At 34.2% G+C, this 5730-nt stretch carries 4 protein-coding genes; 3 read left to right on the forward strand and 1 reads right to left on the reverse strand.

Annotated elements, in window-relative coordinates:
- From H346_RS0109430 to H346_RS0109440, 3 genes are all read left to right on the forward strand, one after another.
- On the forward strand, positions 1-582 hold a 582-nt coding region (locus H346_RS0109430; RefSeq protein ID WP_027970609.1), incomplete at its 5' end, for a Cna B-type domain-containing protein.
- A gap of 306 nt (positions 583-888) precedes the next feature.
- Positions 889-1317 carry a MarR family winged helix-turn-helix transcriptional regulator gene (locus H346_RS0109435; RefSeq protein ID WP_027970875.1) on the forward strand — a complete coding sequence of 143 codons (429 nt, stop codon included), beginning with the start codon at positions 889-891 and terminating at the stop codon, positions 1315-1317.
- Positions 1318-1424: 107 nt separating this feature from the next.
- Entirely contained in the window at positions 1425-2366 is a 942-nt protein-coding gene (locus H346_RS0109440; protein ID WP_027970876.1) for a zinc-binding dehydrogenase, read from the forward strand.
- 605 nt (positions 2367-2971) lie between these two features.
- On the opposite strand, the gene H346_RS0109445 is transcribed toward H346_RS0109440, so the two are convergent.
- Positions 2972-4999, reverse strand: a complete 2028-nt coding sequence (locus H346_RS0109445; protein WP_027970877.1) for a surface-anchored 5'-nucleotidase — start codon at positions 4997-4999, stop codon at positions 2972-2974.
- Positions 5000-5730 lie beyond the last annotated feature (731 nt).

Below are 5730 nucleotides of genomic sequence, written 5' to 3' on the forward strand. Positions count from 1 at the left end.
GTCACCTTGACAGCCGCCACCGATTGGAAACACACTTTTAAAGACCTACCAAAATATGATGAAAAAGATGGTCATGAAATTACCTACACTATTTCAGAAGTTAAGGTAGATGGTTACACAACAGGTATCTCAGGAACAGCTAAAGACGGCTTTACCATCACTAACACAATTACAGGTAAGGTATCTGTACCGGTAACTAAGAGATGGGTTGGAGAAGCAGGAGATAGTGTTACGGTCAACCTATATGCAGATGGTAAGAAAATAGCTACACAGAAATTATCAAAAGCTAACAACTGGCAATACACTTTTGGAGATCTTCCGCAATATAAAGATGGAAAAGAAATCATTTACACTGTTGAAGAAGAAAAAATATCTGGGTACACAGTAACTGTTACAGGAGATGCTAAGAATGGTTTTGTCATTACAAATACCAAAGATATTCCAAATAAACCAAGCACTCCAAAACATAATCTTCCAAAATCAGGAGATGAAGGAAATTTATCCATGTATGTGGGCTTAGTATTAGTATCCGCAGGCTTACTTCTTCTGTTAGGCATCAGACGTAGAAAAAATGGGAAGTAAGGAAAGAAACATTCTAAGCAACTTGCATTTGTTAGATAAGCAATACAAATTTATTGTGTTTTGAGCATAACTAAAACCTCTTGTTTCTATTGTTAAAATAGCTAACAAGGGGTTTTTGTATAGTCGTTATGAGTCGCTTGTTGTAGCATTGGTATTCATAATGAAAAGGTAACAGTAGTGTTGCATAGATTAAAGAGGAGCGAAATCAAAATAAATATGTCTTTTTGGATTTGACAATGAAACTTCCATATAGTAATATTAGTTAGTGGATAAAGTTCGATATAGAAGTTTTTGAGGAGGTAGTAAATGAACATAGAAGGTGGTTATTTAGTTAGTAGGATAAAATATTTAAGTGCAAGAAAATTAAATAAATTATTTTTAGAATATGGGTTAAGTGAATTTAATGGGGAACAGGGGAAAATACTGTATTTTCTATGGAGAAAAGAGGGAATTAGTAGTACAGATATATCAATCAGTACGGGGCTTGCCATCAATACGCTTACAGTTATGTTGGATAAAATGGAAACAGCGGGATTAATTTATCGAAGGCAAAGCGAAATGGATAAGAGGAAAAAAGCTATATTTCTAACACAGAAAGGAAAAGATTTAGAGGATAAGTCTAAACTTGCGACAGATGAAATGAATCAAATTTTTTACAAAGGATTCAGCAAAGATGAAATCCAAATGTTTGAAAAAAACTTGATGAAAATAGTTTTAAATTTAGAGGAAAAGTAGTGCATGATAAATAGGTCATGGACCCCAAACAGGATAGGAAAAGGGACTATAGACTGACCCCAAAATTATTTTTGTCAGATATAATTGGAAATAATGAGGTGATAAAAATGAAAGCAGTTGTTTATGAAGCTGGTGGCGTTGATAAATTGATTTATCAAGATGTGGAACTTCCTAAACTCAAAAAAGGATGGTCTTTGGTAAAAGTAAAAGGTTTTGGACTTAACCGATCAGAAATTTTTACAAGAAAAGGCTATTCAGAAACAGTTAAATTTCCGAGAATATTGGGAATTGAATGTGCTGGTATTGTAGAAAAAAGTGACGTTTTTAAAAAAGGAGAGAAAGTAGTTTCCATTATGGGAGAAATGGGAAGAGAATTTAATGGTAGCTATGCAGAGTATGTTTTATTACCGAATCAACAAATTTATCCAATAGATAGTGAGTTACCATGGGAAACTTTAGCTGCTATTCCTGAAACCTATTATACTTCTTATGGTTGTATGAAAAATTTAAAACTATCATCAAATGATGAAATCTTAGTTAGAGGAGCAAGTAGTGCGACAGGGATAGCTTTTTGCAATTTAGTTAAATCTAATTTTTCAAACGTGAAAATCTATGGGAGCACTCAAAACATGTCTAAAAAAGATTTATTAATTGAAAAAGGTTTTGATGATGTTATTCTTGATGAAAATTATGTTCTAAATAGTGAAAAAACCTTTGATAAGATTCTTGAATTAATTGGTCCACGTTCCTTGAAAGATTCGCTTAAACATTTAAAAAGTCTAGGAATTATCTGTAGTGCCGGTCAATTAGGCGAACAATGGTTTTTGGAGGATTTTGATCCTATAATGGAATTAAAAAATAATGTGTATTTAACTACTTTTTATTCCGGGAATGTTGATTATGACAGATTACAGGAAATGTTTCAATTCATTGATGACAATAAGGTGATTGTGACACCAGAAAAAGTATTTCGGTTAGAAGAAATCCAATTAGCTCATGAATATTTGGAGAGTAAAAAAGGGTTTGGTAAGATAGTATGTGTCGTATAACGGAGAAGTGAATTATTTGTCTCGATAAAAGTCTTGTTTATTTTCTAAGCAACTGTGCTTTAACTGTATTTTTGATGATAATGTTTATAGTAGCCTAGTTAAAAAATAGGTGTTTGATCAGTCACTCTTGTCGTAAAAATCTTAAATGGAATAAAATAAGATTTATGGACGGGTCGAGATTTACAATATAGACTGACTAATTATTGTTGTAAAGTGTCTTAGAATGATTGCTAATATGATTGGTGAGAAAAAGCGGGTTATTACCTATTATCGTCAGCTTAGGTCTTGTTGATTTCGTCATGTCTCATCCAGTTATGGTTGCTAAAATAATCAATAGGAGACGGAAGAATCTTATTTTTTCTTAATAAGTATAGCACTACGGTTTAGCATTAAATCTTAATTGGTATCAAAAAAGAGTGTCTTGTACTGGTTGGTTTATCTGCTTCAAGTTATCAGTATGCGTTCGGTCATTTGGACGGTATTTTGATTTAAGGATACTAAAAATCTGGTAGTCTTACAGACAGACTACCAGATTTTTCAATATGAACCTTTTTAGTCAAGTTAAGGAACTATTTTATGTCTTAATGATCAATTTGTAAGAGGATTTAGTTTTTTTCCTTTTTCTTGAGGAAACTTACCCCACCTAAAGTAAGGAAACCAAGAATCGTCATTAGAGTAGATGAATTCTGACTGCTACCAGCCATTGGTAAAGTGGCATTAGCTGATTTATTTTTGGCAGCCAGTTGAGTAGTGACTTGTGTTGGACTGGTTATTCCATCATTGTTAGCTTTTTGGGTTGGTGTGAAAAGATCAGAAACAATCTCAGTTGAGATGATATTGCCTTGACGGTCTCTGAAAATCTTGCTGATAATCTCATGTTTTCCTAGTTTGTCAGTTTTAGTTGATCCTTCAAGACTTGATGTAACATAAGTTTTAACCCCTTTAACAGCAGCGGTAACACGCTTGTTAGCTGCTTCGAGATCTTTAATATATTCGATAAAAACTTCAGTATCAGGATTGATTGCTCCAATTAATTTAGCTTTTTTGAAAACCGAGAAACCATCTCCACCACCATATAAGAAGTCATTGACAACAAGGGTATAGTTAGCAGTTAAATTAAGCTCTTCACCGTTGTCTTTGTAGACTTTGACAACTTTGAATGGAACAGTCGAATCTTTGCTATCATTATCTGTATAGGTGTATTTGAGACCAGACATTTGGAGGAAGTATTTTTGACCGTCATTATATTGTTGATTCAAGACATCATAGATTTGTTGACCAGTCATTTGAACAACCTGAAGAATATTCCCAAAAGGTTGAACCGCTTGAGCAGCTCCCCAAGTAATGCTCTGATCTTCTTTCACCACAAGATCAGAACGGATGCCACCATTATTTGTCATGGCGAAATCAACGTTAGGGAAAGTTTTCTTAGCAATAGCAAGTTGAGCGGTAGTGACTAAATTTCCTACAGGAGATTCTTTATCAGTGTTTTCCATTCTAGAAATTGTTGCAGAAGTTGAGGCTGTGCCAATTTTACGTTCAGTAACTGTTTTTACAATTTGGTTAGCTTGATCAACGATGGCTTTAATATCAGCACTTCCAGTTTTAACACCAGGAGCCACAGCAATTACTTTTGCTTCAGGTGTTTTTACAAAGTCATTAGTATCAGTATCAAGTGTTCCCCGAACATCAGCATATGCTTTTCCTTGTGAGACAGCTTGAACAATGCGTGTTGTTCCAATGGTTCCATTAGTATATTGGTGGTTATGACCTGCAAAAACAATATCTACGCTATGGTTAGGATAGAGTTTTGTTACCTTTTCCATAACAGCTGCTATTTCATTAGCAACGACCCCATCTTTACTTGTTGCAGGGATATGCGCCAATACAACGATGGCATTCACTTTTTGATGTTGTAACTCTTTAGCATATTTGACGATAGTTTCAGCAGGATCCAAGAATTGATATTGTTCGTAGTTTTGTTTTAATACAAGGTTTGGAATCTCAGTGGTAACAACTCCGATAAAACCAACTTTTACAGATTTGTCATTGACAGGAACATTCTTAACGGCATAAGGTTTCCAACCGTAAGGAATTTCTCCTGTTTGTTTATCAACAACATTGGAAATGACAATGGTTTGTTTTGAAGCTTCGTGCTCATAGTTTTTAGTGATGTCATTAATTGTTGAGTCAGCCGCAGGCGCTTTACCTGTCATAATACGATTGAATTCAGCTAAACCTTCATCAAACTCATGGTTTCCAAGAGTACCGTACTCAAAACCCATTTTGTTGAATGTTTTTACAGTAGGTTCGTCTTGTAAAAGTCCTGAATTGGCAGGGCTTGCTCCAACCATATCTCCTGCTTGAACACGAATACTTGTCCCTTTTGGATTTTCTTGTTTGAACTCAGTTTCTGCATCGTCCATGTAGGCATCTAATTGAGCAGCAGTACCGGCATTTGATACTTTACCTTCTGGCATGTAGGCTGAGCCTGTTGTATCAAGAGCACCGTGAAAATCATTGACGCCAAGGAGTTGAACATCAACTTGATCTGCTTGAACACCTGTTACTAGCATAGAAAAACCAGCAAAGACACCCAACACACTACTTTTTAAAACAAGATGTTTTTTCATAAGATCTCCTAATAAATTAAAGTTAATTATTACAAGTCAAGTTTACTATTATTTGGATTATAATTCAATAAGGTGTTGTGAAAAAAGATAAAAAATTCAAAGAAATAAGATGATTTTTATTTGAAAACGTTTAAAAAGCAAACATTTGACAAAGGGATTTCTATTTTTAATATAAAATCTCTTTAAAATGGTTGGGATGATAAAGAATGTGAAATAAGGTCTCTAATAGTTCATTTTCAGGTTAAAAGGATACTTTGCATGTCCAAATGATGAAACAATATTTTAAAAATTTCCCGAGAGTTCTTGGTAGATTTCTTAAGGAATAATATGAAAGCTCCTATTGAGAGATTTGAACATGTCCATTCTAGTTGGAAATCTAAATGCATACGCATATATCTAGAGAGGGATATATAGATGTGTGCATTGATTTCATAAGCTTTTTAATGTATAATGCTAGTAAAGACAGATGTTTTAAAGGGACTATTCAATATTGAAGTCTGGCTGAGACAAATGGCGCGATTACGGAGTTTTGTGACAAAAATATTGTCTACGAGGTTTTAGAGCTGTGTTATTTTGAATGGTCCCAAAACGCGACTTACTCCGAAAATAACTCACGATTCGTTTTAGAGCTGTGTTATTTTGAATGGTCCCAAAACATCAGTGCCATATCATCAATTTGGACATACGTTTTAGAGCTGTGTTATTTTGAATGGTCCCAAAACACTGTGTAT

Source organism: Streptococcus castoreus DSM 17536 (assembly GCF_000425025.1).
In the GTDB taxonomy this organism is placed as follows: Bacteria; Bacillota; Bacilli; order Lactobacillales; family Streptococcaceae; genus Streptococcus; species Streptococcus castoreus.

Coding starts and splice junctions, on each gene's coding strand:
- H346_RS0109435 (WP_027970875.1), top strand. CDS start 889: ATGAACATAGAAGGTGGTTATTTAGTTAGTAGGATAAAATATTTAAGT.
- H346_RS0109445 (WP_027970877.1), bottom strand. CDS start 4,999: ATGAAAAAACATCTTGTTTTAAAAAGTAGTGTGTTGGGTGTCTTTGCT.
- H346_RS0109440 (WP_027970876.1), top strand. CDS start 1,425: ATGAAAGCAGTTGTTTATGAAGCTGGTGGCGTTGATAAATTGATTTAT.